The organism is Flavobacterium riviphilum, assembly GCF_055231795.1.
In genome coordinates, this window is record NZ_JBUYSY010000049.1 from 1 (window position 1) to 492 (window position 492).

Genomic DNA, 492 nt, shown 5'->3' on the forward strand with positions numbered 1-492 from the left:
GCCTGGTGCTAAAGAAGCAATTGGACCTCCTGTGATCGTAGCGTTGTTATCAGTTACTGTGATGTTAGTCAACGTTACATTACCAGTGTTTTTGATTACAAAGTTATAGCTAACGATATCACCTACGTTGGTTATACCATCGTTGTTGCTGTCCACATACGTACCGTCTTTGGTAATGTCGATGCTTGGTTTTTGATCCAATTCAGTAATAGTACAATCTGTACATTCTGGATCTTTTGGACAACTTGTACATGGTGTTGGATCAGAAGAAGTATCGGTTACGTTATTTCCTTTTGGATCTTTACCTGTTGCTGTTGCCAAGTTGTACACATAGCCAGCATTGATATCTTCTTGTGTAATCACATGTGTACCAGAGAAGGTAGTAGTATCTGAAGCGCCTGGTGCTAAAGAAGCAATTGGACCTCCTGTGATCGTAGCGTTGTTATCAGTTAATGTGATGTTGGTCAACGTTACATTTCCAGTGTTTTTGAT

General features: G+C 40.0%; 1 protein-coding gene. It reads right to left on the minus strand.

Annotated features, from left to right (window positions below):
* Positions 1-492: DUF7507 domain-containing protein (locus ACZIX2_RS14245; protein ID WP_463340761.1), on the minus strand; the 492-nt coding region annotated here is incomplete at both ends.